Origin of the sequence: Micromonospora sp. U21, from assembly GCF_018070045.1 — a bacterium.
In the GTDB taxonomy this organism is placed as follows: Bacteria; Actinomycetota; Actinomycetes; order Mycobacteriales; family Micromonosporaceae; genus Micromonospora.
Genome location: NZ_JAGPYK010000001.1, coordinates 33,324 through 57,235, shown reverse-complemented (window position 1 = coordinate 57,235; position 23,912 = coordinate 33,324). Strand labels below are relative to the sequence as shown.

26 protein-coding genes and 1 pseudogene are annotated in these 23,912 nt (G+C 72.4%); 10 read left to right on the top strand and 17 right to left on the bottom strand.

Annotated features, from left to right (window positions below; genetic code table 11):
- Positions 1-115 precede the first annotated feature (115 nt).
- From KBX63_RS00300 to KBX63_RS00290, 3 genes are read left to right on the top strand one after another with little or no spacing between them, the layout of a single operon-like run.
- Positions 116-415: a hypothetical protein gene (locus tag KBX63_RS00300; RefSeq protein ID WP_210906620.1), complete on the top strand. Its 300-nt coding sequence runs from the start codon at positions 116-118 to the stop codon at positions 413-415.
- Positions 337-1,041 carry a DUF433 domain-containing protein gene (locus KBX63_RS36300; protein WP_374102171.1) on the top strand — a complete coding sequence of 235 codons (705 nt, stop codon included), beginning with the start codon at positions 337-339 and terminating at the stop codon, positions 1,039-1,041. The genes KBX63_RS00300 and KBX63_RS36300 overlap by 79 nt, the downstream gene beginning before the upstream one ends.
- The gene (locus tag KBX63_RS00290) at positions 950-1,483 is read left to right on the top strand and encodes a hypothetical protein (protein ID WP_210906616.1); all 534 of its coding nucleotides are present in this window, start codon (positions 950-952) and stop codon (positions 1,481-1,483) included. The genes KBX63_RS36300 and KBX63_RS00290 overlap by 92 nt, the downstream gene beginning before the upstream one ends.
- A gap of 38 nt (positions 1,484-1,521) precedes the next feature.
- Here the strand turns inward: KBX63_RS00290 and KBX63_RS00285 are convergent, their stop codons facing one another.
- The 3 genes from KBX63_RS00285 to KBX63_RS00275 form a co-directional block, all read right to left on the bottom strand.
- The gene (locus KBX63_RS00285) at positions 1,522-2,100 is read right to left on the bottom strand and encodes a hypothetical protein (protein WP_210906614.1); all 579 of its coding nucleotides are present in this window, start codon (positions 2,098-2,100) and stop codon (positions 1,522-1,524) included.
- A 74-nt stretch (positions 2,101-2,174) separates the two neighbouring features.
- Positions 2,175-2,660, bottom strand: coding sequence for a helix-turn-helix domain-containing protein (locus KBX63_RS00280; RefSeq protein ID WP_210906612.1), 486 nt, complete (start codon positions 2,658-2,660; stop codon positions 2,175-2,177).
- 186 nt (positions 2,661-2,846) lie between these two features.
- A complete protein-coding gene (locus KBX63_RS00275) occupies positions 2,847-3,410 on the bottom strand; it encodes a hypothetical protein (RefSeq protein ID WP_210906610.1) in 564 nt (187 codons plus the stop codon).
- Between the two features lie 22 nt (positions 3,411-3,432).
- Between KBX63_RS00275 and KBX63_RS00270 the strand changes: the two are divergent.
- Positions 3,433-3,924: pseudogene (locus KBX63_RS00270) on the top strand (ATP-dependent DNA ligase); the annotation flags it as partial.
- 14 nt (positions 3,925-3,938) lie between these two features.
- A complete protein-coding gene (locus KBX63_RS00265) occupies positions 3,939-5,129 on the top strand; it encodes a threonine synthase (protein WP_210906608.1) in 1,191 nt (396 codons plus the stop codon).
- 52 nt (positions 5,130-5,181) lie between these two features.
- On the opposite strand, the gene KBX63_RS00260 is transcribed toward KBX63_RS00265, so the two are convergent.
- From KBX63_RS00260 to KBX63_RS00245, 4 genes are all read right to left on the bottom strand, one after another.
- Positions 5,182-6,528, bottom strand: coding sequence for a pectate lyase (locus KBX63_RS00260; protein ID WP_210906606.1), 1,347 nt, complete (start codon positions 6,526-6,528; stop codon positions 5,182-5,184).
- 312 nt (positions 6,529-6,840) lie between these two features.
- Positions 6,841-8,640: a glycoside hydrolase family 15 protein gene (locus KBX63_RS00255; protein ID WP_210906604.1), complete on the bottom strand. Its 1,800-nt coding sequence runs from the start codon at positions 8,638-8,640 to the stop codon at positions 6,841-6,843.
- Between the two features lie 48 nt (positions 8,641-8,688).
- Positions 8,689-9,081 (bottom strand): cupin domain-containing protein, encoded by a 393-nt coding sequence (locus tag KBX63_RS00250; protein WP_074317339.1) that lies wholly within the window; start codon positions 9,079-9,081, stop codon positions 8,689-8,691.
- 327 nt (positions 9,082-9,408) lie between these two features.
- Positions 9,409-10,302, bottom strand: coding sequence for a sulfotransferase domain-containing protein (locus KBX63_RS00245; RefSeq protein WP_210906602.1), 894 nt, complete (start codon positions 10,300-10,302; stop codon positions 9,409-9,411).
- A gap of 91 nt (positions 10,303-10,393) precedes the next feature.
- On the opposite strand from KBX63_RS00245, the gene KBX63_RS00240 reads away from it, so the two are divergent.
- Positions 10,394-11,494, top strand: coding sequence for a hypothetical protein (locus KBX63_RS00240; RefSeq protein WP_210906600.1), 1,101 nt, complete (start codon positions 10,394-10,396; stop codon positions 11,492-11,494).
- 7 nt (positions 11,495-11,501) lie between these two features.
- Here the strand turns inward: KBX63_RS00240 and KBX63_RS00235 are convergent, their stop codons facing one another.
- The gene (locus KBX63_RS00235) at positions 11,502-11,783 is read right to left on the bottom strand and encodes an adhesin (protein ID WP_210906598.1); all 282 of its coding nucleotides are present in this window, start codon (positions 11,781-11,783) and stop codon (positions 11,502-11,504) included.
- Between the two features lie 195 nt (positions 11,784-11,978).
- Entirely contained in the window at positions 11,979-13,052 is a 1,074-nt protein-coding gene (locus tag KBX63_RS00230; RefSeq protein WP_210906596.1) for an NAD(P)-binding domain-containing protein, read from the bottom strand.
- A gap of 127 nt (positions 13,053-13,179) precedes the next feature.
- Between KBX63_RS00230 and dacB the strand changes: the two genes are divergently transcribed.
- Entirely contained in the window at positions 13,180-14,760 is a 1,581-nt protein-coding gene (dacB, locus tag KBX63_RS00225; protein WP_210906594.1) for a D-alanyl-D-alanine carboxypeptidase/D-alanyl-D-alanine-endopeptidase, read from the top strand.
- A 36-nt stretch (positions 14,761-14,796) separates the two neighbouring features.
- Here the strand turns inward: dacB and KBX63_RS00220 are convergent, their stop codons facing one another.
- The 4 genes from KBX63_RS00220 to KBX63_RS00205 form a co-directional block, all read right to left on the bottom strand.
- Positions 14,797-15,126, bottom strand: coding sequence for a hypothetical protein (locus KBX63_RS00220; RefSeq protein ID WP_210906592.1), 330 nt, complete (start codon positions 15,124-15,126; stop codon positions 14,797-14,799).
- A gap of 114 nt (positions 15,127-15,240) precedes the next feature.
- Positions 15,241-15,678 carry a nitroreductase family deazaflavin-dependent oxidoreductase gene (locus KBX63_RS00215; protein ID WP_210906590.1) on the bottom strand — a complete coding sequence of 146 codons (438 nt, stop codon included), beginning with the start codon at positions 15,676-15,678 and terminating at the stop codon, positions 15,241-15,243.
- An 89-nt stretch (positions 15,679-15,767) separates the two neighbouring features.
- The gene (locus KBX63_RS00210) at positions 15,768-16,733 is read right to left on the bottom strand and encodes a hypothetical protein (protein WP_210906588.1); all 966 of its coding nucleotides are present in this window, start codon (positions 16,731-16,733) and stop codon (positions 15,768-15,770) included.
- Between the two features lie 199 nt (positions 16,734-16,932).
- Positions 16,933-17,526, bottom strand: a complete 594-nt coding sequence (locus tag KBX63_RS00205) for a pentapeptide repeat-containing protein (protein WP_210906586.1) — start codon at positions 17,524-17,526, stop codon at positions 16,933-16,935.
- Positions 17,527-17,619: 93 nt separating this feature from the next.
- Between KBX63_RS00205 and KBX63_RS00200 the strand changes: the two genes are divergently transcribed.
- A complete protein-coding gene (locus tag KBX63_RS00200; protein ID WP_210906584.1) occupies positions 17,620-18,852 on the top strand; it encodes a serine hydrolase in 1,233 nt (410 codons plus the stop codon).
- Positions 18,853-18,904: 52 nt separating this feature from the next.
- Positions 18,905-19,546 carry an NAD(P)-dependent oxidoreductase gene (locus tag KBX63_RS00195; RefSeq protein WP_210906582.1) on the top strand — a complete coding sequence of 214 codons (642 nt, stop codon included), beginning with the start codon at positions 18,905-18,907 and terminating at the stop codon, positions 19,544-19,546.
- A gap of 20 nt (positions 19,547-19,566) precedes the next feature.
- Here KBX63_RS00195 and KBX63_RS00190 read toward each other — a convergent pair whose 3' ends face one another.
- Positions 19,567-20,031 (bottom strand): PPOX class F420-dependent oxidoreductase, encoded by a 465-nt coding sequence (locus KBX63_RS00190; RefSeq protein ID WP_210906580.1) that lies wholly within the window; start codon positions 20,029-20,031, stop codon positions 19,567-19,569.
- Positions 20,032-20,073: 42 nt separating this feature from the next.
- Positions 20,074-20,709 carry a DUF6642 family protein gene (locus KBX63_RS00185; protein WP_210906578.1) on the bottom strand — a complete coding sequence of 212 codons (636 nt, stop codon included), beginning with the start codon at positions 20,707-20,709 and terminating at the stop codon, positions 20,074-20,076.
- Positions 20,710-21,014: 305 nt separating this feature from the next.
- On the opposite strand from KBX63_RS00185, the gene KBX63_RS00180 reads away from it, so the two are divergent.
- Complete coding sequence (locus KBX63_RS00180; protein ID WP_210906576.1) at positions 21,015-21,803, top strand: D-Ala-D-Ala carboxypeptidase family metallohydrolase; 789 nt, start codon at positions 21,015-21,017, stop codon at positions 21,801-21,803.
- A 98-nt stretch (positions 21,804-21,901) separates the two neighbouring features.
- Here KBX63_RS00180 and KBX63_RS00175 read toward each other — a convergent pair whose 3' ends face one another.
- Both KBX63_RS00175 and KBX63_RS00170 read right to left on the bottom strand, forming a co-directional pair.
- Complete coding sequence (locus KBX63_RS00175; protein ID WP_210906574.1) at positions 21,902-22,369, bottom strand: hypothetical protein; 468 nt, start codon at positions 22,367-22,369, stop codon at positions 21,902-21,904.
- Positions 22,370-22,457: 88 nt separating this feature from the next.
- Positions 22,458-23,882, bottom strand: coding sequence for a DUF234 domain-containing protein (locus KBX63_RS00170; RefSeq protein WP_210906572.1), 1,425 nt, complete (start codon positions 23,880-23,882; stop codon positions 22,458-22,460).
- Positions 23,883-23,912: the final 30 nt, after the last annotated feature.

Genomic DNA, 23,912 nt, shown 5'->3' with positions numbered 1-23,912 from the left:
ACCCGGGCCGGTCGGACCGTCGGGGCCGCGGCCGCGGTAGGACGGGAAAGGGGGGAGGCATCCGACGGGCCGGGTGTCTCCCCTCCGCTCGTCTCGGCCCGGCACGCTGCCGGGCATGAGTGCGAAGAAGATCGATCCGATTGACCCGGACAGCCCGGGTGGCCGTGCCGCGGCTGAGGCTCTGTCGCAGGCCCTCGCCGAGATCACGGTGGCGGTATGGCGGCGCCGCGCGGCACGAGACGAGCCGGACAGCATCCCTGCCGAGCGAGTGACGGCAGAGCACATCCGTCCGTCGCACGCAACACCCCTGACGGTGGTGCGCCGAGCGGACTGGATATGCAATGCTCGGGACGACGAAATGGCGTTCGGAAAGGGGGCGAAATGGACGACATCCGTTTTACGGAAGGAATTCTGAATTTGGCCCAAGCCGCACGCCATCTCCGGGTGCCACGGCAGACGTTCCACCGGTGGGCACGCGGATACCCGCGAGGCGGCCCGCTGCTGCACGTCGTTGACGAGCGGGCGGCACTGCCGGTCACGTTCATCGCGCTGGCGGAAGCACACGTCCTGGAGGCGCTGCGGACCGCCGGCGTCGTTCCGCAGAAGATCCGGCCGGCGCTCAACGAGCTCCAGCGCGAGTTCGGCCGGGAGTACGTGCTGGTGGCGCCGGAGCTGGCCACCGACGGCATTGACGTGCTCTGGGACTTCAGCAAGAGCCGCGCCGGCGAGGGCCTGATCGTCGGCGGCACCAACCAGCATGTGATCAAGGAGATCGTCGCCGATCACATGGAGTACATCGCGTTCGACCGCAACAACCTCCCCGAGCAGCTGACGCTGACCAACTGGCAGCCCTCCAAGGTGATCGTGAACATGCGGCGGTCCTTCGGGCAGCCGATCTTCGCGGGCACGGGCGCCCGGGTGGCCGACGTCGCCGGCATGATGAAGGCGGGTGAAAGCGCTGAGACAGTCGCGGACGAGTTCGGCCTCGACATCCACGACGTCCGCACCGCCGCGCGCATCCTCCTGGGCCGCGCCGCCTGAGTTCTACATCGACGAGAACATGCATGGCCGGACTCTGCGCCGGTTCATCGCTGATCTCGGCTACCGCGTGCACAGCCCAGCGTCGGTGTTCGGGCGGGACCGCCTGGAGCAGGGCGTGAGGGATGAGGACTGGCTGCCGGTGATCGGCAGTCGCGGCTGGGTGGTGTTCGGCCGCGATCAGAACATCCTCCGGCGGGAGGTCGAGCTGCGGGCACTGCTCGACGCCAAGGTCCACATGTTCCTGTTTCCGGGGGACGTGCTGCGGCAGGAGATCATCGACTTGGTGCAGGCGAACCTCGGCGCAATCTGCGCGCTGGCGTCAGCGCGTCAGCCCAACGTCTACTGGTTGCGGCGCGACCGGGTGGTCAACTACGAGCAGCGCCGTGCCGAGCTCGCCCGCCGGCGCCCTGCAGCAGTCGGGCGACGACCGCCGGCGGGCTAGATCGCCGACGGGCACTCCGGCGCCCCCCGCGCGTGGGTTCAGCCCTGCTCGACTGTCGAGTTGTCCGGCCGGCATCGACTCGACAGTGGAAGTGGCGTGCACCGAGACCACTGCGACGTCAACATGCGCACGTCGATGTCCGCCCACGTGCCGTCCCGGGCGACCCGCACCACTGCGATGTAGAGCGGGACCGGCCAGTCTGGGTGTTCCCAGACCAGCCGGTCCCCGCGCTTGACCTTCACCCGTTGCCGTTCCGGTCGCGTAGCCACGCCTCCAGCTCGTCGACGAGCTGCCCGCCGTCGACCTCGCCGGGCGGGGGTGACGCCGGCGGCGTCGGCGACGTCGAGCAGGTCGTCACCGGCGGCCTGGCCGCCGTCCTCAAGGAACGCGTCGAGCAGCGACATGTCCCCGTCCTCGGCGGCGTCGACCAGGCGGCGCAGCTGCTCGTACTGGTCGCGCTGGTCGTCGGTCGTGTCGTCAGCGCGACCCACCCGGTAACCGGCCTCCCACACCTCGGAGACCCGGCCGCTGGTCGGCAGACCCCGGCGGTTGGCCCGGACCGCGGGGCGCACGTTGCGCCGCGGTGCTGGCCGCCACCACCGATCCGCCCGGCTCACCGCACACCACCAGCGAGCGCCTCGCTGCGGCACGGACCGCAGTTCCCCGCCGGGCATCCCCGATGCCGGGGGCACTAGCCGCTGCGGCTGGCGACCGGCAGAGCCGCGCCCCGCCGCTCCGGCCAGCCGCCCGGGGTGTTCTTGCTCTTCGGAATCCAGCGACGCCAGTCCCGCGCGCCAGCGCGCTTCAACTTCCCATGATCTTCAACTTCGGGTGACACCCAAGGCGTGTCACCCCCGGGCAGCTGATCTGCCGCCCCGGCCGGCGAATCTGTCACCCCCGCAGCCGGCGATGTCACCGCCTGCCCGGTCACCAGCCGGTAGACCCGGGTCGCGACGTGCGCGACCCTCGCGACCACCAGACGGCCCATCTGGACCAGCTTGGCGAGGCACCGTTGCACAGTCCGGGCCGAGCAGCCCACGTAGTCGGCGATCGTGGCGACCGACGGCCACGCGTCACCGTCGCTGTTGGCGTGGGCGGCGATGGCGATGAGGACCAGGCGCTCAGTCTTGGGCAGGTCGTGGGAGGCCAGCATCGCCTCCTTCACGGCGCGGCTCACCGCGCACCGCCCTGGTTGGCGAGGGCATGGGCGATCCGCTCGACAGCGGCGAACCGGCGGGCGGCGGCGCGGCCCGGCGGCCCTCCAGCGAGGCCAGCGGCAGCCGCGCGAACGTACGCTCGGCCTCGCCGTACAGGGCGACCATGCGGAGCAGAGCGCGGAGCAGGTGCTCCCGCCGTGCCCGGCTCACCGCCGGCCACCCTTCGCCACGTCGATCAGCGTGGCCAGGCGGTACCGCAGCACCCGCGCCTGCCCGATCGACATGACCACCCGCCCGGCGGTCGGCCCGTCGACGGCGGTGAGGCTCACCATCGGCGCGGCGGCCGGGTGCAGCGACTGGACCAGGGCCACGGCGACGATGACGGCCTCGGGCCGGTTGGTGTCGGTCTCCAGCGCCCGGGAGCGGCGCTCGCCGCGGCGCTCGCAGTCGTCACGGTCGCACCAGCGCGGGTGTTCCGGGTGGGCGGGTGGTGCGGCGTCCGGGGCGACGTCGGCAGGGTCGGCGAGGCCGCCGGTGGGGAAGATGTGCACGTGCCCGCAGGTGCGGGTGACGTCGGGGTCGATCGGCTCCGGGTAGGTGCTCAGGTCGGCGGCCCGGAGGGCGGTGACGGCCTGGCCGGCGTGTTCGGTGCAGGCGTAGGCGATGGCGTCGAGGCTGCTGCCGCTGCCGTCGTTGGCGGGGGTGTAGACCGGCATCCGGACGGTGGCCGGCTGCTCGCAGGTGGGCAGGGTGAACGGTAGTGTTCCCATGGGTCGCCTCCTGGGGCGATCAAAGCTGCGCTGGGACGGGGTCCGGGCGATGGCGTACGTCTCCGGCGGGCGGCTGCGGCTGCTCTCGGAGACCGACGAGGAGATCACCGGCGGTTACCCGTGGCTGCGCGCGCTGGCCGAGGCGCTGGCACCGACCGAGGCGGTGCTGGACGGTGTGCTGGTCCGCATCGACGGTGCCGGCCGGGTTCGCCCGGCGCGCCCGTCCAGCGGTGGCCGGGTCCCGACGGGTGCCCAGTACCTGCTCGTCGACCTGCTCTGGCTCGAGGGCGTGAGCAGCGTGGACGTGCCGTACGCGCAACGCCGCGAGCTGCTGGACGGGCTGGCGCTGACCGGTACGCACTGGCAGACTCCGCCGTGGTTCCCCGGCGTCGGCGACGAGGCGCTGCGCACCGGGCGGGAGCAGGGCCTGCCCGGCGTGGTCGCCAAGCGGCTGGACTCTGTCTACGAGCCGGGCAGGCGCAGCCGGCGCTGGCTCAGCATCGATGCGGTCTGAGGGCGAGGAGCGACGTGTACCTGACCCACCTGGACTGCCCGCGCTGCGGCCGGGAGCACGCCGCCGACCAGTTGCACAACCTCTGCGAGTGCGGCTCCCCGCTGCTGGCCCGCTACGACCTGCCGGCGGTGGCCAAGGCGGTCACTCCGGAGCACTTTCCGCTGCGCCCGGCCGACCTGTGGCGCTACCGGGAGCTGCTGCCGGTCGCCGACCCCCGACACGTCACTACGCTCGGCGAGGGCTGGACGCCACTGCTGCGCGTCCCGACGTACGGCGCCGAGATCGGCATCGAGGACCTGATGGTCAAGGACGAGGGGTTGATCCCGACCGGCTCGTTCAAGGCGCGCGGCGCCGCGGTCGGCGTGAGCCGGGCCCGCGAGCTGGGTGTCCAGCGGATCGCGATGCCCACCAACGGCAATGCCGGATCGGCCTGGGCGACGTACGCGGCACGGGCCGGGATGGGAGCCACCATCGTCATGCCGTTGGCGGCGCCGGGCATCTGCCGGCGTGAGTGCGTCGCAGCCGGCGCCGACCTGCGCCTGATCGACGGGCTGATCGGCGACGCGGGCCGGCGGGTGGCCGAGCTGGTCGCGGAGTCCGCCGGGGCGATCTTCGACGCCGGCACGCTGCGCGAGCCCTACCGGCTCGAGGGCAAGAAGACGATGGGGTACGAAATTGTCGAGCAGCTCGGCTGGCAGCCGCCCGATGTGATCATCTACCCGACGGGTGGCGGTGTCGGGCTGATCGGCATCCACAAGGCGCTGCACGAGCTGCGCGAGCTGGGCTGGATCGGCGACAAGCTGCCCCGGCTGGTGGCGGTGCAGTCGACCGGCTGCGCGCCGATCGTGCGGGCCTTCGCCGCCGGCGAGGAGCGGGCCCGGCCGTGGGCCGACGCCCAGACCGTGGCCTTCGGCATCACCGTGCCGGCGCCGCTGGGCGACGAGTTGATCCTGGCCGCGCTGCGGGCCTCCGCCGGCACCGCCGTCGCCGTCGACGACGCGGACATCCTGGCCGATCTGCGGGACTTCGCCGGCCGGGAGGGGCTGCTGCTCTGCCCGGAGGGTGCCGCCTGCCTGACCGCGGCGCGGCAGTTGCGCGCCGGCGGTTGGATCCGGGCCGGTGAGCGGGTGGTGGTGCTCAACACCGGCGCCGGGCTGAAGTATCCGGAAACCGTGGACGTCTCCGGCGTACCCGTGCTGAGCTGAGCCGGCGGGCGCCCTGCGGACCGTGCGGTCCGCGGGGCGCCGTCGTGCCGGCCTACTGGTAGGTGATGTCGGACGGTGCGTAGAGGCAGTTGATGCCGTCGGCGCCCTCCCCGATCTCGACCGGCTCACTGCCCTTCGGCACGCCGCGGTACTTGACGCAGATCGAGGTGTCCCGGTCGGGGTCGCCGACGATGGTGATCCGGCTGAACCGGGCGGTGTCGCCCCAGTTCGTGTTGATGCCGGCGATCGCGTCGGTGTCCCGGACGACCACGTTGTCGATCACCACGTGCCGCTGGTACGAGGTGGAGCAGTTGCCGCAGGCACGGTAGAGCTTGCCGGCGTTCTCCACCCGGAAGTTCTTGATGTGGACGGTGCCGGAGCCGTTGTGCTGGAAGACCTTGTCGCTGGCCGAGCGGGCGCCGCCGCCGTCGACCGTGTATGTGGTGCCGCCGCGGAAGGTGGCGGCGTCCTCGCCCACGTCCTCCCACCAGACGTTGATCAGGGTGCAGTTGCCCTCGCAGTGCACGCCGTCACCGGCCGGCGCTCCGATGATCACGTTGCGCAGGGTCGCCCCGGCGGCTAGCTCGAACATCGGGTCCTGGCTCTCGCTCTGCCCGCCGTCGCCGATGCCGTAGTAGCGCTTGAGCCCGCCGTCGAAGGTGCCGGAGACCGGGATCGTCGCATCCACCTTCTGGCTGCTGGTGGGCGTCGGCCAGCCCGCCGGCGGCGGATTGGTCGGGCCGGGCGTGGTGGGTGGCGGCGTGGTCGGGGTGCCGCTACCGGAGGAGTCGACGGCGACGTCGTCGAAGCCGCCGCTGGCGTACGCGGTGACCAGGCCGATCCGGCCGGCGCCGACCAGGCTGTTGCTGCCGGCGGCGATCTGGGTGCCGTTGACGAAGCCGCGGATGGTGCTGCCACTGGTCTCGATGCGCAGGGTGTACCAGCTGCCGGTGCCGATGCCCAGCGACGCGGAGCCGATCGCGGTGATGCTGCTGCCGTTGACGGCCTGGAGTTCGGCCCGGCCGGAGCCGAGCAGGGCCAGCCGGTACATCTTGGTGCTGCTGCTGGACCGGGCTGCCAGCCCGACCAGGGCGCTGGACGAGCCGAAGCTGACCGGCCTGACCCGGGCCTGCACCGTGTAGTTGGTCCAGCTCGTCTGGCCGGCGAACTGCCGGGCCAGAGAGCTGCCGGCGTTGGACTGGTTGAGCACGCCCGAGCCGTCGACGGTCCAGGTACCGCCGGACTTGGACCAGCCGGAGGTGTTGCCGTCGTTGAAGTCGTCGGTGAAGACGGTGGCCGCGAAAGCCGAGGTCATGCCGGCCGCGAGGGCCGCCACGGTCGCGCCGGCGCCCACCGCGAGCAGCAGTGGTCGTCGGCCGGGGAGTCGTCTCTTGTGCACAGTTGTCCTCCTTGACGCGTGTGGTGGCGATCCCACGACCGTCCGTACGAGGACGTGCCGGCACGGCGCGCTGCCATGACCTGGGATCGATGCGCCCCCGTCGGATGCCCGGTGTCCGGAGCGGGGTGAAGCGGGGTCAAAGCCCTGGGGAAAGGGCTTTCCCGTCTCTTCGAGGCTAGGACTGCGTACGCATCACCGTCAATGCCTGGCGCTTGCAGGTCTGTTGCAGGATTCACCACAAGGAAGGTGCCCTTATTAACGCCTCCGGTAGAGGAAGGGGCCCTTCTTAACAGCCGACCGGCGGGCGACCGGTCAGAAGCTGTACGGGTCGGTCAGCCGCCAGGCCGCGTTGATCAGGCCGATGTGCGACAGCGCCTGCGGGGTGTTGCCGAGCTGCACCCCGGTGCTCAGGTCGATCTGCTCGCTGAACAGGCCCACGTCGTTGGCCTGCCCGATCACCCGTTCGAACAGCTCCTCGGCGCGGCGTCGCTCGCCCGCCAGCGCCAGGCACTCCACCAACCAGAACGAGCAGAGCACGAAACCCGCCGGGTCGGTCGACCAGCGCCGGACCAGCCCGTCGTCGGTGCCCAACTCCCGCTCCACCACCTCCATGGTGGAGCGCATCCGCGGATCGGTGGCCGGCAGGAAGTGCACCACAGGCAGGAAGAGCGCCGAGGCGTCCAGCTCGGCCGAGCCGAACACGCCGGTGAACGCGCCCATCCGCTCGTTCCAGCCCTGCCGCAGCACCTCACCGCGGATCTCGTCGCGGATCCTGGCCCAGCGGTCCGGTTCGGCCCGCTCGCCGAGCCGGTCGGCGAGCCGCACCGCCCGGTCCATCGTCAGCCAGCAGAGCACCTTGGAGGAGAGGTAGTGCCTCTCCGGGCCGCGGGCCTCCCACATGCCCTGGTCGGGCAGGTGCCAGGTGCTCGCCACCTGTTCGGTCAGCCCGAGCACCATCTCGCGCAGCTCCCCGTCGAACGTCCCGCCCAGGTAGTCGCGCATCCGCCAGACCGCCGACATCACCTCCCCCGGCACGTCGAGCTGCCGCTGCTGCCAGGCGTCGTTGCCGATCCGGACCGGCCCGCTGCCGGCGTAGCCGCGCAGCTGCGCGCAGCCGTGCTCGGTGAGGTCGCGCTCCCCCTCCAACCCGAACAGCACCGGCACCGGCTCGTCGCCGATGCGGCCGATCGATCGGGACACCCAGGCGAACAGCCGCGACGCCTCGTGCGGGCAGGCCGCCACCCAGAGCGCGCGCATGGTCATCGAGAAGTCGCGCAGCCAGGAGAAGCGGTAGTCGTAGTTGCGGTCGCCGCCGATCCGCTCCGGCAGGGACGTGGTCAGCGCGGCGGTGATCGCGCCACTGCGGGCGTACGTGAGACCGGTCAGCACGGTCGCGCTGTGCCGGACCAGCGCGGGGTACCGGCCCGGGTACTGGTGCGGCTCCCGGTACGCCTCCCACGCCCGTACCGTCTCGGCGAGCGCGGCCACCGGGTCCAGCCGGACCGGCGAGGCGCCGTACGTCGCGCCGTACGCCACGTCCACCCCGATCACCTGGCCCGCGGAGACCTCGAACTCGTGGGTCACCCGGTCCCGGCCGGCCCGCAGCGGCAGCTCCGCGGAGCGCAGCAACAGTGTCACCGGGCCCGCCGCGGCCACCACCCCGCCGTCGGGCTGCTCGTGCAGGTACGGGGTGAGCAGGCCGTACTCCGGGCGGGGTGCGAAGTCCAGCGCCATCCGGACCCGACCCGACAGCCCCTCGACCACCCGGATCAGCACGGCGGGTGAGTTGATGCCGAGTTCGTGCGCGCGGGCGCCGAACTCGGCGGCGAGGGCGTCGGTGACCGCCACGCTGCCCTGCGGGGTGTGATGCACCGTGCGCAACACCAGCGTGTCCGGCTGGTACGAGCGCTCCACCCGGAACCCCGGCCCGCCCACGCCAACCGGCGCCAACCGGAAGTGTCCGGCGCGCGGGTCGAGCAGCCGCCCGAACACGGAGGCGCCGTCGAATCGGTGCGGACACCACCAGTCGATCGAACCGTCCTTGCCGACCAGCGCACCGGAGCGGGAGTCGGACAGGAATCCGTAGTCGGAGATCGCCGGCTGCTGCTCCACCCGTCGCGGGTACCCGGATCGGCCCGGATCAGACCGCCGTCGGCAGCGTCACGCCGTGGGCGGCTCGTCCTCGCCGGCCTCCTCGGCCGCGTCGGCCTCCTCCTTGGTCCGGTGTACGGCCTGGTCGGCGTGCTCCGGCGGCCCGTAGACGGTGTAGAGCACCAACGGGTTGGGGCCGGTGTTGACGAAGTTGTGCCTGGTGCCGGCCGGCACCACGACGAGGTCGCCGGAGACGACCTCCCGCTTCTCTCCGGCGACCCGGGCCTCGCCGGTGCCGCTGACGAAGGTCAGGATCTGGTCGATGCCCTCGTGGACCTCCTCGCCGATCTCCCCGCCCGGCGGGATGGTCATGATGACCAACTGGGTGTGCTGACCCGTCCACAGCACCCGCCGGAAGTCCGGGCTCTTCTCAGCGACGGTCGCGATCGTGAAATGCTCCATGCCGGGCTCATACCCCGTTCGGCGGCGCGTCACGCCGGGACTCGCAGATGGTGGAATTCCCCACGGTTGGCAGGTTTGGATTGACGCCGGCCGGGGATCGACATGCCTGACCGGTGCGAGCGGCCGGTCGAGCCAGGTCCCCGCCGGCGTACCGCCGAACGGCTGCGGTGGTGGGAGACGGCCAGAGCGCGGCGACGTTCCGACCACGGTCGAAGCGGCGCCGTGCGCTCGTCTGCGGACCCCGCCGCGGTGTCACGCGGGCCGCTCAGTGTTAACAAGGTCCCCCTGTACAACCGGAGGCGTTAAGAAGGTGCCCTTCCTTCGGGGTCAGGCTTCGTGGTGCAGCCAGGCGAGCAGGTCGGGTGGCGCTAGCGCCGCCGTTCGCGCCCGGTAGCGGGCCAGCGCGGCGGCGTCCAACAGGTCCCGTCCCTGCCCCGAGCCGCCATGTCGAAAGAAGGCCCGGCGGTCGCGCAGCACACCGAGCGTGTCCGGTGCGAGCCGGTCGGCGCGCTCCCGCATCCGACCGAAGGTCGCCGCGTCCACCAGGTCGGGCCAGCGCTCGGGAGACACCGCGAGACCCCACCGGTCGGCGAGCCGGCGCATCTGGCCGCCCAGGTCGGCCCGCAGGTCGTCATAGTGCACCAGCTCGACGTTCGGCTCGTGCCGGCGGGCCCAGGCGTCACTCAGGTGCAGGAGCACCCCGGGCAGCGAATCCAGCTCGGCGCGTGGGTCCACCTCCCGGTCGACCCAGCTCGACAGCCACTGCCCCACCGGCCTGCGTGCTCGCGGTGGTCCCACCGGGGCGGGCTGGCCGGTCAGCTCGCTGAGCCGCGTCCGGTCCAGATTGCCGGCCTGGTGGTACAGGGAGACCGCCATGTCCAGCGGGTGCCGGGCCACCACCACGTAGTGCACCCGGGGGTCGAGCGGCACGCCGTCCAGTGGCGTGTGCGTCTTGACGAACCGCCGGTGCGGCTGCGCGGCCAGCCGGCGGTACACCGCGTCCTGTGGCTCGACCAGCCAGTCCAGCCACGGTGACAGCTCGGTCAGCGGCGCCGGCAGCTCCGGCGTACGCAGCACGAGCAGCGCACAGATCATCTGCATCCAGGTGGTGCCGCTCTTGGATCGGGTGCTGATCACGATGTCGCCGTCCCGGAACGGGAAGCCGGCCCAGCGGGCGCTGTCCTCGTCGTCGGACCGGTAGCGGCGAGCTGGCGCGAGCATCGGGCGAGCGTAGTCGCCGAGCCGACAGCCGGGCAGCCGAATTCCGGCTCGACAGCCTGTGACATATGCGCATACCTGGCTAGATTGAAGTATGGAGCCCGCCCACGGGAGCCCGGCGGCGGAACCGGTCTACCGTCCCATCCTCGCCAGTCGGCGCGGCGAGCTGGACGCCTTGAGTCACCTCGATCCGGCGGCCGCCCCGATGCTCGCCCCGATCCTGGAGGTCGGCGCGGTCGATCGCGCGACGATCGACGTCCTGCGCCGACTGCCGGTCGGGATGCTGCCAGCCGTCGACGTCAGCACTCTGCCCGCTGCCCCCGACGCGGAGCTGGCCCGCTGGGGCGTACCGCTGGTGCCGGTGATCGGGCTCGCGGAGAGCGACCGCCGGCTGGTCGCGCACGGCGCGGCAGCTCGGGCGTACGCCAGGCGGGCGCTGGTCCGGCTGCGGGCCGGTCAGGACCGGGCCGGGCCGGACGAGAGCACCGCCGCCGTCGAGCGGATCTGGCGGTTCACCGGCCTGGCGCCGGAGGAGTGCGACCTGCTGGTGGACGCGGGGGACGTGTGCTGCCCGGCGGACGTGCGGCTGGCCGAGCCGCGGGTACGCCGGCTGCTGGACTGGGCCCGTCGGCACGCCTGGCGGTCGGTGACGGTGGCGGCCGGCGGTATGCCGCCGACGCTGTCCCGGCTGCCCACCGACGAGCCGGTCCGGCTGGACCGCTGGGACTGGCAGCTCTGGCGGCGACTGGCCGACGCCGGGGTCGGCTACGGCGACTACGGCGTCGGCCCGGCCGTACCCGGCACCGGCGACCCGGGCGACCGGTTGCCCACGGTGCGATACACGGCCGACGGCGGCTGGTGGGTCTACCGCTGGTCGCGGCGGGGCGGACGGGGCGACGACCGGTTCGCTGACCTGTGCCGCACGTTGGTCTCGGCACCGCACTGGCCGCGCACCGGCGCGGCCTTCTCCTGGGGTGACCACGAGCTGCTGCGCCGGGCCCGAAGGGGCGCCGGCGCCGGCTCGGCCGCCAACTGGGCGGCCTGGAGCACGTCGCACCACCTGGCGCACGTGCTGACCGCGCTGCTGCATCCGGGCAGCGACGCCGCCCCGGGGTGGCACTCCCAGCCGGAGCCGCCGCAGCGGGGGCGGTCGCTGCGGCAGTCGCGCGGCGGTGAGACCCGCCGGGCCGGCTGAGCCCCTGCTACGCCTTTTCGGTGAAGCCGAACTGGATGATGCCCTCGTCGTCGACGGTGGCATCCACCGAGGCGTCACCGAGCAGTTCGACGGCGTCCTCGTCGAGGAAGATCCGGGCGCCCTGGTTGTCGACCACGTGGTCGCCCTGCACCGGTTCGGGCACCAGTTCCACGGTGAGCGACCCGGCCTCGGCGTCGGCGGCGATACGCACCCCGCCGTCCTCGGCGACGTCCTGCTGGTTGGCGAGGTCACGGATGACGAGCACGGCATTGTCGGTCATGGTGAGCATTGGCGGAACTCCTCGTGGATTCTCGGCTCGCGGTCGGTTACCGCACAGACCGGACAAACGGTCCGCGTACGAGCACACGTGGGAGGCGACAGGAGGGGCGAACGGTCGTCGCCGTCGCATCACGTCGGGGCAGCTGACGGGCCCCGTCCTCGCCTACGGTGCCCGCTGCCGGGCGATCCGTCAAATAGAGCCGGATCAGTCGAGAGCGTGGGCCGGGGCGAGCAACGCACGGATCTCGTTGACCGCCGCGCGGCCGGCACGGTTCGCTCCGATGGTGCTCGCCGACGGGCCGTACCCGACCAGGTGAATCCGCTCGTCGGCGACCACCCGGGTGCCGTCCATCGTGATACCGCCGCCCGGCCCGCGCAGCCCCAGCGGGGCGAGGTGGTCGAGCGCGGCGCGGAAGCCGGTGCACCAGAGAATCACGTCCGCCGGCACGAACCGCCCGTCCGCCCAGGCCACCCCGTCGGGCGTGATCCGGTCGAAGACGGGTAGCCGGTCGAGGACGCCGCGCTCGCGCAGCCGTCGTATCTCCGGGGTGACCGGCAACCCGGTCACGCCCACCACGCTGCCGGGCGGACGCCCGGCGCGTACCGCCGCGTCCACCCGGGCCACCGCGGCCCGACCCAGCTCGGCGCCGAACTCCTCGTCGCGGAAGTGGGGTGGCCGGCGGGTCACCCAGGTGGTCGCGGCCGCGACGGTGGAGACCTCGGCGAGCAGTTGCACCGCGGAGGTGCCGCCGCCGACCACCACCACCCGGCGGCCGGCGAACTCGTCCGGGCCCTGGTAGTCGGCGGTGTGCAGCTGCCGGCCGCGGAAGGAGGACCGACCCGGGTAGTGCGGCCAGAACGGCCGGGTCCAGGTGCCGGTCGCGTTGATGAGGGCCCGCGCGGTCCACTGGTCGCCGTCGGTGTGCACGTCCAGCCGACCGTCCGGACGGGACCGCACCGCGCGGACCCGCACCGGCCGCCGTACGGGCAGCTCGAAGGCTCGCTCGTACCCCGCGAAGTACGCGCTGACCTGCTCGGCCGCCGGGCGCTGCGGGTCGCCGGGCGGGAAGGCCCACCCGGGTAGGTCGTGAATGCCGTGCACCCGCTCCAGCAGCAGGGTCGGCCACCGGTGCTGCCAGGCTCCGCCGGGGCCGTCGTCACCGTCGAGGATGACGAAGCCGGCGCCCGGGGCGAAGCCGGTACGACGTAGGTGGTAGCCGGCGCTCAGGCCGGCCTGGCCGGCCCCGATCACCACGACGTCGACGGAGTGGGTGTCCACGGGGGGTACAACGCCGAACGTCCCGCCGCTCTGCCCGCCCTGGCCGTCGCACCGATCACAGCTTGAACGGCAATATCCTTCGGTCCCAGCTCTTCTCCGGCGGAAATCTTCGTGGCAGCATCAGCGCATGCATCGCCGTCTCTTTCCCCGGGTCCTCGCGCTGGTCGCGCTGGTCGCCACCGCGGCCACCGCCGGCGCGCCCGCCACCGCCGAGTCGCCCACCCCCGCGACGACCCGCCTACGCGCGGCCATCGACACGGTCCTCGCCGACTCACGGCTGACCGGCGCGCAGGCGTCGGTGGTCGTGGTCGACACCAGCACGGGACAGACCCTCTACGACCGCAACGGGGACCGGCGGCTGATCCCGGCCTCCAACACCAAGCTGCTGACCTCCACCGCCGCTCTGGAGCTGCTCGGCGCGGGGCACCGCTTCGGCACCGACGTACGCACGACCGGCAAGCGTCGCGGCGGGTTGCTCTCCGGCAATCTGTACCTGCGCGGCGGCGGCGACCCGACCATGCTCGCGGCCGACTACGACGCGCTCGCCGCGCAGGTCGCGGCCGACGGTGTCCGGGTGGTGACCGGCAACCTGATCGCCGACGACACCCGTTACGACCGCACCCGGCTCGGCCCCGACTGGACCTGGGACGACGAGCCCTACTACTACGCGGCCCAGGTCTCCGCGCTGACCGTCGCGCCGGACACCGACTACGACGCCGGCACCGTGATCGTGCACGCCGCCCCGGCCGACCGGGCCGGCGCCCCGCCGGTGGTCAACACCACCCCGCCCACCGGGTACGTCCGGATCGACAACCGCGCCGAGACGGTCGCCACGGGTGAGACCTCGATCTCGATCGAACGCGAGCACGGCGGCAACACCATCGTGGTGAGCGGGCAGATCGCGGTCGGCGACGAGCCGGCCAGCGACTGGGTGAGCGTCTGGGAGCCCACCGGCTACGCCGCCGACGTGTTCCGGGCGGCGCTGCACCGGCACGGCGTGCGGGTGCTCGGTCGGACCGTGCTCGGGCAGCCCACCCCGGAGGCCGCCCACCCGGTGGCCCGGCACGACTCGATGAGCCTGGGTGAGTTGATGACGCCGTTCCTCAAGCTCTCCAACAACGGGCACGCCGAGGTGTTGACCAAGGAGATCGGCCGGGTGCTCTCCGGCTCGGGCACCTGGTCGGCCGGGCTGACCGCGATCAGCGAGTACGTCGCCGACACCGGGATGGACACCGGCACGCTGCGCCAGCGCGACGGTTCCGGGCTGTCCCGGCGCAACCTGGTCCCGGCGACGGAGTTCGTCGACCTGCTGGCCGCCGTCCGGGCCGAACCCTGGTTCGCCACCTGGTACGCGGCGCTGCCGATCGCCGGGCAACCCGACCGGTTCGTCGGCGGCACGCTTCGCAGCCGGATGGCCGGCACCCCGGCGGCGGGCAACGTGCACGCGAAGACCGGCAGCCTGACCGGGGTCTCCGGGCTGTCCGGCTATGTGACCAGCGCCGACGGCCGGCTGCTGGCGTTCTCCATCCTGCTGAACAACTACCTCACCGCGTCCGTCAAGGCGCTCGAGGACCAGATCGCCGTGGCGTTGGCCGGCTACCGCGAGGACGGCGCGGCCACGGCACGGGTGGCACCGCCGGCGGTGCCGGAGACGCCACGGACCCCGGAGGGCGTGGAGTGCTCCTGGGTCAAGCCGATCACCTGCTGACCGGCGGCCGGGGGTGTCACCGCGCCCCCGGCCGGGTCAGGCCGGGCGGTCCGGTGAGGGAACCACCGCGGTCGGGTCACCCCGCTCGATGAGCGCGGCGATCTCGGTGGCCCGCAGCCCGCGCAGCGCCAGCACCCGGGTGCCCCAGCGGTGCAGCCGGCACGGGTGCGGGCTGGCGTCGTTACGGCAGACCATGCCGCCGGACCACCGGCGGGGGGCGTGCACCACCACCGCCCGCACCGCGAACTGGGTGTCCTCGCCCGTCACGTACGGCGGCAGGGGGATGTCGCGGAGCACCTCCCCCGGGGCTTCACCGGCACGGGACGAAGCGGCCGGACGGACGCGGTGGGCGGTACTGCTGCTCATCTGCGGTGCCTCCACACTGGATGGTCAGACGGGGACAGCAGAAAGTTACGTCGCCATCGACGGTGCGCGACGGACAAACTGTCCCGGCGCCCAGCGGTGCACGCGGACGCCAGGTCAGATCCGTTCCAGCACCACCACCGGGATCTCCCGGTCGGTCCTGGCCTGGTAGTCGTCGTACGCCGGCCAGATGGCGGCCATCGTGGACCACATCCGCGGCTTCTCCTCGGGCCTGGCGACGCGCGCCCGCGCGGGGAACGTCTCCGGGCCGACCTGCACCTCGACCTGCGGCTCGGCCAGCAGGTTGAGGACCCAGGCCGGGTGTTTCGGGGCGCCGCCCTGCGAGCCGACCACCAGGTGGTCGTCGCCGTCCCGGCCGTAGATCAGGGCGGTGCGGCGTCGCTTGCCGCTGTGCCGGCCCCGGGTGGTCAGCAGGAGCGTGTAGACCCCGGGCCGCCACTCGTGCCCCTCGGCGCCGCCGGTCTCGACGTACCGCTGGATGTGCTCGGCGACCCAGCCCTCGGGGCTGTCCACCACCTGCTCGCTGGACGTCATCGGCACTCCTCACGGGTCGGCGGCTCTCGCGCCCAGGCTACTGCCGCCACCGGTGGCGGACGGCCCGAACACGTGGCGACGGCCGCCGGTCAGCGCACCGCCACGGCCTGGAGGCCGACGTTGCCGCAGCGCTCGGTGAAGACCTTCTCGACGGTCCAGGTCAGCACCAGTCGGGCACCCTTCGGCAGCTTGAACCGGATGGTGAACTGGGCACTCTGGCCGGTGTACGGGTCCTCCAGCCGCGCGGTGCTGACCGGTCCACCGGCGGACAGCCGGGCCTCCAGCCGGCCGCGTGCCATCCAGGTACCGGCGTAGAGCTGGACGACGCGGGGCTCGCCGCTGCCGGCGACGGTGAGGCTGAACCCGCTGCCGGGGCCGCAGGTGTAGACGCCGTTCGGGCTGCCGCTCACCGAGCGCTCCGATGTGCCGTCCCGCCAGCTGACGACCTCCTGGTTGCCGTCCCAGCCGACCCGGGTGCCGGTGCCACCCCCGTCGATGATCTCTCCGGAGCCGGCGCGCTTGCGGACCGTCGAGTTGCTGCCGTGCAGCCCCCAGTGCATCCAGTCCCGGGTGCCCACGGCGGTGAGGTCGACCTCGGCGGGCACCTCCGCCCGGCTCACCGACAGCACCGCCGCCGTTGGGGACGGCGGCGGCGGGGCCGGCGCGCTGACCGACGGCGTCGGGTCGGGCGAGGGCGGACGCTGCCGAGGACGCAGATTGGGCGTCGCCGGCCCGGCCTCGCTGGTACGTCGCTCCGCGCCCGGGAAGCCGGTGGGGCGGGCTGCCCCGGCGGGCACGCCGCCCGGGAGGCCCGCCTGATCGTCGGCGGACTCCGGGCCGGACCGGTTGCCGAGGTACGAGGCGAGCGCCACCAGGCAGACGAGCGCGGCGAGCCCTTCCACCGCCCAGCGCCGCCGCTTCCGGGCGCGGGTGAGTCGGCGCAGCGTGCTGCGGGTATGCCCGGCGATGCGGGAGCGTGGTCGGTGCTTCGTTGGTCCGTCGGGCGGCTCGTCCCCGGCCCGCGAATCCGCCCGCGTGCGGTCTTCGTCCGCCACCGACCCCTCCACCTCCACCGCCCGGCCGCCATCGAGCGTCGCGGATCGCACCGTCCACTGTGGGCCGTTTTGCGCTCGCATCCGGCGTGGACGACACGCTAGATCTGGACGGGCCGGTGTGTCCAGTCCGGAACCGGACGGTATCGGACAGCCAGGTCCCGCCGGACGGGGACGTCGGTCGATCGGGAGCGCCCTCGCGTCAGCCGATCCGGAAGCCGAGCGCCTGCGCGATGACCACGGTCTGCTCGGCGTCGACGATGGCGCCGGCCCGCTCGACGACCGTCGGGTCGAGCGCGGTCAGGTCACTGCCGCGCAGGTCGGCGTCGCCGAGCCGGGAGCTGTGCAGCTGCGCGCCGGAGAGGTCGACGCCGGTCACCGTGGCGCCGGTCAGGTTGGCGCCGGTCAGGTCGACCTCGCGCATCCGCACGTCGGTCAGCCGGACGCCGCGCAGGTCCGCGCCGGGCAGCGCGACGAAGGACCAGTCGCCGCCGGCCACCGTCAACGGGCGCAGGTCGCACTGGGTGAAGGTGCTGCCGACCAGCTTGCAGCCGGTGAACTCGACCTCGAAGAAGTTGCACCGCTTGAAGACGCAACGGGTGAAGGCGGAGTCGACGTGCCGGGAGGCGTTGAACAGGACGTTGCCGAACGTGCAGCCGGTGAAGACCGCGCCGCGGCTCACCGCCTCGGTCAGGTCCACGTGGAAGAACTCGCAGCCCACGAAGTGCCGGTCGGTCAGCTCCTCGCCGTACCAGTCCTCGTGGCGGAAGGTCGCGTCCTCGGTCAGCTCCGGCATCCGGCCAGGCTAGTGCCGGCCACCGACAGCCGGCCGGGCCGGTCGGCGGCGGCCCCTTCCGGTACCGGCGTACCGGCTAGTAGGTTCGGCGGCGTGAGTGTGGCGCGGAGCAGGGACCCGGATCAGATCGGCTTCGACCCGGCGCGGCTGGCCCGGATCGACGAGCACTTCGGCCGGTACGTCGACGACGGCCGGCTGGCAGGCTGGCAGGTGGTGGTCACCCGCCGCGGCGAGGTGGCGCACTCCTCGACGTACGGCCTGCGGGACCGGGAGTCGGGCGCTCCGGTCGAGGCCGACACGCTCTGGCGGATCTACTCGATGACCAAGCCGGTCACCTCGGTCGCGGCGATGATGCTGTGGGAGGAGGGCCGCTTCGAGCTGACCGACGAGATCAGCCGCTGGCTGCCGGAGTTCGCCGACCTGCGGGTCTACTCGAAGGGATCGGCGCTCAAGCCGTACACCGTGCCGGCGATCGAGCCGATCCGGGTCTGGCATTTGCTCACCCACACCGCCGGCCTGACGTACGGCTTCATGCAGACCTCCGTGGTCGACGGGCTCTACCGGGCGGCCGGTTACGACCTGTACCCGCCGGTGGACGTCGACCTGGCCGGCGCCTGCGCGGCCTTCGGCGAGCTGCCGCTGCTGTTCCAGCCCGGCACCGCCTGGGGTTACTCGGTCGCCACCGACGTGCTCGGCCGGCTGGTCGAGGTGGTCTCCGGGCAGAGCCTCGACGCGTTCTTCGCCGACCGGATCTTCGGCCCGCTGGGCATGACCGACACCCGATGGTGGGTCGAGGGCGACGAGGCCGAGCGGCTGGCCGCGCTCTACGTGCCGGACCCGCGCAGCGGCCGGGCGGTCCGCTACGACGGTCTCGGCTCGCTCGCCCACAGCAAGCCAGCCCTGATCTCCGGCGGTGGCGGCCTGATCTCCAGCGCCGCCGACTACCACCGCTTCACCCAGCTGCTGCTGCGCGGCGGCGAGCTGGACGGGGTACGCCTGCTCGGGCCGCGCACGGTGCGTTTCATGACCCGCAACCATCTGCCCGAGGGCCAGGACCTGGGCACCCTGTCCACCGGCGGCTTCGCCGAGACCACCCTCGACGGGATCGGCTTCGGCCTCGGCTTCGCGGTGGTCGACGACCCGATTCCCAGCCGGGTGCCGAGCAGTGTCGGCGAGTACTACTGGGGCGGGGTGGCCAGCACCGCGTTCTGGGTGGACCCGGCCGAGGAGATCACCGCACTGCTCTTCACCCAGCTGATGCCGTCGAGCACGTACCCGCTGCGCTCCCAGCTGCGCCAGCTCGTCTACGCCGCCCTGGTCGACTGACGGGATCGTCGTTCCACCGACGGGCGGCTGGCCCAGTCCCTAGCCTGGGCTGGTGAGCACCATCGTCGTGTTTGGCGCGGGCGGCACCGCCGGGTCGCGGATCACCGCCGAGGCGGTCGACCGGGGGCACCGGGTGATCGCCGCCGTCCGCCGCCCGGAGGCCACCTCGTACCTGCCGGCCGGGGTGCGGACGGTCACCGGCGACGCGACCAGCGAGCGGAGCGTCCGGGAGCTGGCGCCGGACGCGGACGCGCTGATCGTGGCGATCGGCGGCGGCGGGCGCGAGCTGTGGCGCAACGCGGCGGAGAACCTGGTGACCACGCTGCGCCCGATGCCGGCCGCGCCGCGGATCATCCACCTGGGCGGCGGGTCGACCCTGCTCACCCCACGTGGCACCCGCATCCTGGACGAGCCGGACTTCCCGGCGCAGTACCGGGACTCGTCGCTGGGCCAGGCTGACGCCCTGGACTACTACCGCACCGCCGCCGACGGGGTGAGCTGGACGTACGTCTCGCCGCCCCCGCTGGAGTTCCACCCCGGCGAGCGCACCGGGCACTACCGCACCGGCACCGACCAGCCGGTCACCGACGACCAGGGCCGGTCGGTGCTGACGTACGAGGACCTGGCGGTGGCGATCGTCGACGAGATCGAGCAGCCGCGGCACCAGAACGCCCGCTTCACCGCCGCGTACTGACTCCGGCGGGTCGGCCGCGGTCAGTCGGCGAGCCGGGCGGGGAAGCCGCCGGTGGCGATCGGGCCCCAGGCGTCGATGGTGACCCGGATCAGCGACTTGCCCTGGCGCATCATCGCCGCCCGGTAGTCGTCCCAGTCCGGGTGTTCGCCGGAGATGCTGCGGAAGTACTCGACCAACGGCTCCAGCGCCTCGGGCAGGTCCAGCACCTCGGCGGTGCCGTCGAGCTGTACCCAGGGCCCGTCCCAGTCGTCGGAGAGCACGCAGGCCGAGACCCGGGGGTCGCGGCGGATGTTGGTCACCTTGGCCCGCTCCGGGTAGGTGGAGACGACCAGCCGGCCCTGGCCGTCCACGCCGGCGGAGACCGGGGAGGACTGCGGGCGACCGTCTGCCCGGGTGGTCATCAGCACGACGCGGTGTCGCGGCCGGAGGAAGTCGAGCAGGGTGTCCCGGTCGACCCGGGTGTTCTTCGCGATGCTGCGCGCCATCATCCGTTCCTACCAGGGCGACCGCGACGCGGCGGCGGCGGGTCAGTCCGGCCGGGCCGCGCGGTGCACCGCCTGGGCCGGCACCCGGGGTCGACCGGCGGGGCGCCAGGCCCGGCCGTTGGCGTAGATCACCCGGAACCCGAGGTACGAGGCGAGCGGCGCCCAGTGCGCCGAGCCCATCCGCAGCTCGGCCGCATTGTGCCGCTGACCATTGGCCAGCACGTCGAGCAGGACGGTTTCGAAAGCTGCCGATTCGACCCAGTCGACTTCCCGGGTGAAACCGCAGATCAGCGCGGCTCCGGTGACTTCCAGGAACTCGCGCAGCACCGCGTCCGACGCGCGCAGCACGGAGCAACTGCCGAAATAGAGCCGGCGCCCCTCGCAGCGGCCGGCCATCAACTCGGCCACCTCGTTCAACTCCACGGACTGCCAGTCGGTGAGGCAGAGACGGCTCGGCTCGCCGTGCATGGCGAAGAAGCCGACCCGGTGGTCGGCGTACTGCTTGAGCAGCCAGCGGTCCAGGAAGTAGAAGAGCTCGTCGCGGGTGGCCGCGTCCTTGTGGATGAAGCGGATCTTGCCGAGCCGTTCCAGCAACTCGAGGGTGGGCAGCACGGAACCCCGCTCGTTGAGGTCTCGGTGCCACTGGCCCTCGACACAGAAGACGCCACCGCGTGCCACCCGCACCTCCGCCAGTCCGCCGCCCGAGGCTGACGTTACCGGCCGCCACTGACCGAGGAACATCACCCTCGGTGTGACTGATTGCGACGTTCGGTGCGGTTGCCCGTCGGCGGGGTGATCGGGGGTGAATGGCTGTTTCACAAATCATCCGAATTCCCGGGCGATACCCAGGGAAGGCCAATCGTGAGGACAATTCTCGTTAATTGCCGCCAACCGCACTGATCAGTGCGAGGGTGGAAATCACGGGACGTCCCGGTCGATGTCCCGGAGGCCACCCCATTCGCTCTCCTATCGGGAGGACTTCTGTGCGCGTAAACACCTTGAAGCGAGCTGCCGTCGCATTCGCTCTGGCGCTGCCCGGGGCCGCGATCGCCTCAGTGGTCGCCGCGCCCGCGGCGCACGCGGACGGCTGCTACACCTGGGATCGCACCCTGTCCCAGGGGCGCTCGGGAAGCGACGTCCGACAGTTGCAAATCCGGGTGGCCGGTTGGGCCGGGTACCGCGACATCGTCGAGATCGACGGGATCTACGGGCCGAAGACCGCCGCCGCGGTCAAGCGGTTCCAGCAGGCGTACGGGCTGCGTGCCGACGGGATCGCCGGCCCGCAGACCTTCGCCAAGCTGTACCAGCTCCAGGACGACGACTGCACGCCCGCGCACTTCAGCTACAGCGAGCTGGACGACGGGTGCGGCCGGGGCGGGTGGAGCGGCGGCCCGCTGTCGGCGAGCCAGACCAAGCAGAACGCGCTGCGCACCATGTGGAAGCTGGAGGCGCTGCGCAAGGGCCTCGGCGACAAGCCGCTCTACGTCTCGAGCGGCTTCCGCAGCCGGGCCTGCAACAACCAGGTCGGTGGCGCGTCGGACAGCCAGCACCTGTACGGCAACGCGGCCGACGTCACCTCGCGGACGTCGTCGCTGTGCCAGGTCGCCCGCAGCGCGCGAAACAACGGCTTCAGTGGTCTCTACGGGCCGGGCTACCCGGACCACGACGACCACGTGCACGTCGACTCGCGGCGGGAGAACAACAGCGACAGCAGCTCGAACACGACGAGCTGGTCCGCGCCGGACTGCGGGATCGGGGCCGGCAACGACTGAGGCTCGGACAGCACGACGCCGGCCCGGCGCGGGTGGGGAACCTCCGCGTCGGGCCGGCGTCGTGTCGCCCCGGGACGGGCTGGCGGGGGGTGGCGCGCTCAGCTCGCCCGGGGCCAGCGCGGCGCGGTGACGGGGGGAGTCACCGGCCGGCCGGGAGCGGTGGGCCGTACCCCGGGTGGGACGACCCGCGCGGCCGGGTGTCGCACCGTCAGCCCGTTGGTGCGCGCGGTCTGGGCCGAGTAGCCGGCGGGACGGGCGGAGGACGGCCCGGTCGCGGTGAACGGGAAGGGCACGTGCACGAAGGGGTTGCCGTGCCGGATCAACGCCTCGATCTGTCGCTCGTTGAGCCCGTGTGTCTCGAGTACCCGCCGCCCCCAGCGGTGCAGACGGCAGGGGTAGGAGGCACCGTCGTTGCGGCACAGCGGCCCGGTGGGCCACTCCTCAGCGGTGTGCACGACCACCGCCCGGACCGCGAGCCGGACGTCCTCGGGTGTCAGCGGTGCCGGCACCGGCACCTCACCCAGTACCTGATCGATGGGATCCGTCGACTGCTCACCAACACGCACGGCAGGCCTCCCGCAGCTCGGCAGCGATACGGCGGACCAGCCGCACCGACATCCTCGGGCAGTGGTACGGCCGACACCGGACGAAAGTTCAAAATCCGTACGCGGTAAGCAGATCCTCCGGGGACAACACGGGTATCCCCTCGACGGCGGCGCCGCTACGCGACACGGCCAGGGCCGGCACCGTCTCGTCGGCGCCGGGCAACCGGGACCGGTGCAGGAGCAGTCGGCCAAGGTCGTGCGCGTCGAAGGGCCGCTTCTCCTGCCATTTGATGGAGCCGACGAAGCGGATACGACTGGCCACGGGCCCACGATCGGCGCCGACCACGTCGATCTCCGGGTCGTTGGTCCTGGTCCAGTAGCCACCGATCACCGCCGCCTCCGCCGGCAGAAGGTCGCCGGGTAGCCGGCGCAGCGCCTCCCGGACGACCGGCTCGATCACCCGCCCCCGCCAGGATGCCCACGACGTGACGATCCGGTTGAAGGTCAGGTCACCCCGGCCTCGCTCGATCTCGGAGAGATGAGGCCCCAGGAACGACAGCCAGAAGCGCAGGTACGGATCGGCCACCGCGTACCGGGTCTCCCGGGACGGCTTCGTCGACAAAGGAACGCTGACCTCCACCGTGCGCTTCTGGGTCAGCAGGCGCAGCGCCCGAGTCAGCGATGCCTGTGGAAGATCTCCGGCCGCCCGGGAGATCAGCGAGAAGGTTCGCTCGCCGGATCCGATGGCCCGCAGCACCAGTCCCGCCTGCGACTGGGGCGGGAACTCGGCCGCCAGCGCGCGCTCGCCGCTGACCAGCAGGGCTGAGGTCGGATCCCGTACCGCGCCGGTCAGATACTCGTTAACCGGTGCGCCACGCGGCCACTCGTCGAGGATCAACGGGAGACCGCCCGACACCAGGTAGGCGTCGAACGCGTCGGCGGCGGGAAGGTCGAGCATGTCGCGGACGTCGGCCGGGCTCAGCGGCGGGATGACCATCTCCGTGGCTCGTTGGTGAAACGGCCGGCCGTAGTCGTTCAACGCCTCCATCATCGCCAGGTCCGATCCGACGCAGACCAGCAGGACCGGCCGCCGGGACAGCTCGCGATCGAACACCTTCTGCAGCGTTCCCTCGAAGCCCGGGTCGCTCGCGATGAGGTACGGCATCTCGTCCAGGACGACGACGCTGGGCCGGTCGGTCGGCAGCGCGGCGGCCAACAGGGTGAGGGCCGCGTCCCAGGTCCGTGGTTGCTGCTCGCGCAGCATCTGGGCGCCCGGCAGCGTCGAGGTGGCCGCAGCCTCCACGAACAGCGCGAGATCGGCGGCGACGGTCGGCTGCGCCGAGGCGGTGAAGAAGAGGTGCGGCACGTCTGCCAGCTCGACGAACTCCTCCACCAGTCGGGACTTGCCCACGCGTCGGCGACCGCGCATCAGGAGGGCGCGACCCGGCCGACCAGCCCGACCACCGCGTTCCACCCGGGAGAGCATGCCGTTCAGCAGAGAAAGCTCATGATCTCGCCCCACAAAGCCGTCCATGCCGTCACCCCTGATACTTCCAACGCTGGA